The sequence below is a fragment of the Caldisericum sp. genome, assembly GCA_022759145.1.
GTDB lineage: Bacteria > Caldisericota > Caldisericia > Caldisericales > Caldisericaceae > Caldisericum.
In genome coordinates this window covers 2,569-3,726 of the sequence record JAEMPV010000085.1, presented here as the reverse complement: position 1 = coordinate 3,726, position 1,158 = coordinate 2,569, and the positions used below count along the sequence as shown (strand labels likewise).

The 1,158-nt window shown below is 40.2% G+C and carries 1 protein-coding gene; it reads right to left on the bottom strand.

Features of this window, described 5'->3' with window-relative positions; translation table 11 throughout:
- Positions 1–854: phage major capsid protein (locus tag JHC30_05860; GenBank protein ID MCI4463675.1), on the bottom strand; the 854-nt coding region annotated here is incomplete at its 3' end.
- Positions 855–1,158: the final 304 nt, after the last annotated feature.

The following is a 1,158-nucleotide window of genomic DNA, read 5'->3' as shown; positions in this document are numbered from 1 at the left end:
AAGTCTGCTTCTGGGTGGACTACAAACTTAATATAATCGCTGTTAATGAAATACATCTTACCGCTTACTGCTGGGTCAGTAGAGAATATGATAGGTATCCCATCAAAAGAAGCACCGACTTCAAATCCAAGTTTGGTTGCAAACTCATCTTTAATCTGGAATGCACCCTTATCATAGGAAGTGAATACATATGCCTCATAGATATCTTGTGAAGTCAAGATAAGGTTAGGCTTGCCCCATTTGTAGGTAAGTGTATCAAGAACCTTAAACATATTCTTAATCAGTCCAGAGTTTGCATCATAGGTAAAAACGTGGGATACCCACCAAGCAGCGTCGTTTACACTGATATCTCCAACCTTGACTGTGTTTGTTCCATCTGTTGCGTCGGTGTTGGAAATCAATTGATGTAAGCCAAAAACAGGTCTGTTTGCGGCGGCTGAATAACCCATAAAGAAGTACTTTTCAAAGTCATTAGCCGCACCTTTTGCAATCCTATCCAAAATCTTTTTAGCAAAGTCTTCAAGAGTGTAAGCACCCCTTTCAACCAACATCCATTCCTTATAAGTAATCGTGACTGCCATATTGTAGAATGCCCAGTCAAACCAAGCCTCTGTTGCAATCTCTGGGCGTGCTTGTGGTGTAGGGATTTCACCGACACCGCTCCAAGTATTACCTGATACAGTACCGTATTCAAGCCCAACCATAATTCTCTTACCGCCTTTCACATCAACGAGGGACTTGCCCTTTTTCAAAAAGTCCATCAACGGGTTATACTGATAAATCTGATTAACAAAACCCTTAACTATAGACTTCTCTTTTACTAACGCATTTAGTGTGTCAATTGTTAATGCCATTGTCTATCGCCTCCTTTGTTAATAATTTTGTTTTTTGTTTTTGGAGACTTAACGCACCTCCAAGAGGCGATTAAACACTGCAACGTGTTGCAGTGAAAAATTAACCAAACTTTTTACCTTTCAAAAGTGCAAATGCCTCGTCCAAAGATTTTGGCTCAAGTTCAACATTTGCACTCTGACCTGATGGAGTTTCAGTAGAGGCATTTTTCCTTGCTTCGGATACTTGCGACATTTCGGACTCTTTCCGTTTTAACGAAGCCAAGTAAACGTCCTCTAAAATGTCTAAATCATTTACAACTCCACC